Consider the following 3,274-nt stretch of genomic DNA (forward strand, 5'->3'; position numbering starts at 1 on the left):
CCGCCGCCAAGAGCCGCGCCGAAACCGCCAGCGCCCTGTCGAAGGAGGCGACCAGCCGTCGCAACGCCTCCGAAGGGGTGAACATGGACGAGGAGCTGGTCAATATGACCACCTTCCAGCAAGCCTATAACGCCTCCGCCCGCCTGATCCAGGCGAGCAAGGACATGTATGATGTTCTGATCGGAATCCTGAGATGACCCGCGTCGCAACCTTCGGAAACTATCAGTCGGCGCTACTCAACCTGATGAGCGCCCAGAACCGCGCGCAGCAGGCGCAGGAGCGGATCGCCAGCGAAAAGATCGCCACCGACATGTCCGGCTATGGCCGGGGCGCAGAGTCCCTGACCAGCCTGACTTCGACGCAGGAGCGGCTGACCGGCTTCATCACGGCGGGCAAGGCGGCGTCGGCGCGGCTGGACGCACAGGATCTGGCCATGACCCGCGTCGCCGACGGTGGCAAGGGCGCGCGCGACGCCATCGCCAACAGTCTGGCGGCGGGGCGCGTGGACAATCTGATGGCCGAGTTGAGCCTGCAGTATCAGACGGTGCAGGGCGGACTGAACGCCCAGCATCAGGGAACCTATCTGTTCGGCGGCGGACAGGGCGACACGCCGCCCGCGACAGCCAAGACGATGGCGGATCTGGCGGCGGCGCCTTCGTCAGCCGCGACCTTCGCCAACGACACCCTGAAGCAGAAGTCGCGCATCAACGAAACGACCACGATCGAGACGGGCTTCCTGGCCAATGAGCTGGGCGGGGCGCTGGCGGACGTGTTCCGCAACATCCAGGCCTATCAGAACGGCGCGCCGGTCACGATGAACGGCGTGACCTACACCCCCGCCGCAGCCGGTTCGATTGCGGGCAAGCCGAGCGGGGAGGTTGAGGCCTTCCTGCAGGCGGCGATGAAGGAACTGGACAAGGCCAATGAGGGCGTGACCAACCAGACCGCCAAGAACGGCCTGATGCAGAACCACGTCGAGGCCGCGCTGGATGCGCATGAGGCGCAGGAAATCTCGCTGAAGAAGCTGATGCAGGACAAGTCGGGCTATGACCCGGCGCAGGCGATCACCGACCTGCAGATGGCGCAGGTCGCCATTCAGGCCTCGGCCCAGGTGGTGAACTCGCTGCGCAACACCTCGCTGCTGGACCTGCTGCGCTAAGCCCGGATTCCTGGATTTACGGCTACGCTGGACGGGTGATGCGCTAAGAACATATAGTGAACGAATGGCCCGTCTCGACCTTCGTCACAAGCTGTCTGTTCTGGCCGACGCCGCCAAATATGACGCCTCCTGCTCGTCGTCGGGGACGTCGAAGCGGGACTCGGTCGGAGGCAAGGGGATCGGCTCGACCGAGGGGATGGGCATCTGTCACGCCTATACGCCGGACGGGCGGTGCATCAGCCTGTTGAAGGTGCTGCTGACCAACTTCTGCATCTACGACTGCGTCTATTGCATCAATCGCGCGTCATCGAATGTGGAGCGGGCGCGGTTCGATGTGGACGAGGTCGTGGACCTGACGCTGAACTTCTACAAGCGCAACTATATCGAGGGTCTGTTCCTGTCGTCCGGCATCATCCGGTCGGGCGACTATACGATGGAGCAACTGGTTCTGGTGGCCAAGACCCTGCGCGAGGTTCACGATTTTCGGGGCTATATCCACCTGAAACTGATCCCTGAGGCGGACCCCAAGCTGGTGGAGATGGCGGGGCTTTATGCCGACCGGCTGTCGGCCAATGTCGAACTGCCGCGCGATGAGGCGCTGGCCCGGCTGGCGCCCCAGAAGGATGTCGGGGTTATCAAGAAGGCGATGGGGCAGGTGCGGCTGGGCGTCGAGGCGGCCAAGCCCGCCAAACGCGACAAGGCCAAGCCGCCGAAGTTCGCGCCGGGCGGCCAGAGCACCCAGTTGATCGTGGGGGCAGACGGGGCGCCGGACACCGAAATCCTGGATCGCAGCGCGTCCCTGTACGGGGGCTATGGGTTACGTCGGGTCTATTATTCGGCCTTCAGCCCGATCCCGGATTCCAGCTCGGTCCTGCCTTTGTCCAAGCCGCCGCTGATGCGCGAGCACCGGCTGTATCAGGCCGACTGGCTGATGCGGTTCTATGGGTTTTCCGCGCCGGAGATCGGCGAGGGGGCGTCGGGCGGGATGCTGGATCTGGCGGTTGATCCCAAACTGGCCTGGGCGCTGAACAAGCGTGAACAGTTTCCCGTCGATGTGAACCGGGCGCCGCGTGAGATGCTGCTGCGCGTGCCGGGGCTGGGCGTGAAGGCGGTGGACCGGATCGTGTCGGTCAGGCGGTATCGGACGCTGCGGCTGGAGGATGTGGGGCGGCTGACGCGGTCGGTGGCCAAGCTGCGGCCCTTCATTACGGCGCTGGACTGGACGCCCGGCGGGCTGACGGATGCGGCGGACCTGCGGGCGCGGGTGAGCAGCCGCACGCCGGAACAGCTGAGCCTGTTCTGATGCCGGTCGCGGTTCTGGCGTCAGAGACGGATTTCGAAGGGTGGAGAAAGGCGGCGCGGGACTTCCGGCTGGCGGGCGTGGCGCCGGGTGCGGCGCGGTTCGTTGTGGAGGGGGCGTCGTCTGCGCAAGGCGGGCTGTTTGATCTGGCTCCCCCGGTTCCCTCTGAACGGCGCCTTGAGCGGACGGGCAGGCAGGCCGAGTTCCGCGTTCCCGCCGCCTTTGTCGATTTGGCGAAAGAGGTGATCCTGCATCGCTCGGTCGACCGGTTTGACCTGATGTATCGGCTGCTATGGCGGCTGGGGGATGAGCCGGACTTGCTGAAGGTGATCTCGGATCGTGACGTGGCCGATGCGATGGAGCGGGCCAAGAACGTCAGTCGGGCGGCGCACAAGATGAAGGCCTTCGTCCGCTTTCGTCAGGTTCACGATGATCGGGGCGAGGCCTGGGCGGCGTGGTTCGAACCGGCGCACCGGGTGGTGGAGAAGACGGCGGGCTTCTTCCAGCGGCGGTTCACGACCATGCGCTGGTCGATCCTGACGCCGGACGGCAGCGTCTTCTGGGACGGCGAAGCCCTGCGGTTCGGACCGCCCGCGACGCGCGACATGGCGCCGGGCGAGGACGAGATCGAGGAATTCTGGAAGACCTATTACGCCTCCACCTTCAACCCGGCGCGTCTGAGCGTGAAGACGATGCAGGGCGAGATGGCCAAGTCCTACTGGAAGAACCTGCCGGAAGCCGCCCTGATACCCGAGCTGGTGGCGGCGTCGCGGGCGCGGACGGTTGACCGCCCTTGCCCATCCACCAGCCCACGC

4 protein-coding genes are annotated in these 3,274 nt (G+C 65.5%); all 4 read left to right on the forward strand.

Translation table 11 applies throughout. From position 1 onward, the window contains the following. The coding region (locus tag QZ281_RS04310) for a flagellar basal body rod C-terminal domain-containing protein (protein ID WP_292225124.1) at nucleotides 1–197 on the forward strand (197 nt) is incomplete at its 5' end. Next, nucleotides 194–1,159 (forward strand): flagellin, encoded by a 966-nt coding sequence (locus QZ281_RS04315; RefSeq protein WP_292225127.1) that lies wholly within the window; start codon nucleotides 194–196, stop codon nucleotides 1,157–1,159. The genes QZ281_RS04310 and QZ281_RS04315, both read left to right, overlap by 4 nt. Nucleotides 1,160–1,223: 64 nt before the next feature. Further along, nucleotides 1,224–2,462 (forward strand): putative DNA modification/repair radical SAM protein, encoded by a 1,239-nt coding sequence (locus tag QZ281_RS04320; RefSeq protein ID WP_292225129.1) that lies wholly within the window; start codon nucleotides 1,224–1,226, stop codon nucleotides 2,460–2,462. Next, nucleotides 2,462–3,274 (forward strand): TIGR03915 family putative DNA repair protein (locus QZ281_RS04325; RefSeq protein WP_292225131.1); only part of this gene is annotated, 813 nt, incomplete at its 3' end. The genes QZ281_RS04320 and QZ281_RS04325, both read left to right, overlap by 1 nt.

Source organism: Brevundimonas sp. (assembly GCF_018608325.1).
In the GTDB taxonomy this organism is placed as follows: domain Bacteria; phylum Pseudomonadota; class Alphaproteobacteria; order Caulobacterales; family Caulobacteraceae; genus Brevundimonas.